This window comes from uncultured Vibrio sp. (assembly GCF_947488985.1).
In the GTDB taxonomy this organism is placed as follows: domain Bacteria; phylum Pseudomonadota; class Gammaproteobacteria; order Enterobacterales; family Vibrionaceae; genus Vibrio.
Genome location: NZ_CANLBV010000422.1, coordinates 1 through 213, shown reverse-complemented (window position 1 = coordinate 213; position 213 = coordinate 1). Strand labels below are relative to the sequence as shown.

General features: G+C 54.9%; 1 rRNA gene. It reads left to right on the top strand.

The annotated features are described in order from the left end of the window. Nucleotides 1–207: ribosomal RNA gene (locus tag Q1A70_RS20835) — 16S ribosomal RNA — on the top strand; the annotation flags it as partial. Nucleotides 208–213 lie beyond the last annotated feature (6 nt).

Genomic DNA, 213 nt, shown 5'->3' with positions numbered 1-213 from the left:
CGTAGATCAGAATGCTACGGTGAATACGTTCCCGGGCCTTGTACACACCGCCCGTCACACCATGGGAGTGGGCTGCACCAGAAGTGGTTAGTTTAACCGCTCTTTCTTCGGGAAGAGTGGAGGACGATCACCACGGTGTGGTTCATGACTGGGGTGAAGTCGTAACAAGGTAGCCCTAGGGGAACCTGGGGCTGGATCACCTCCTTATACGAA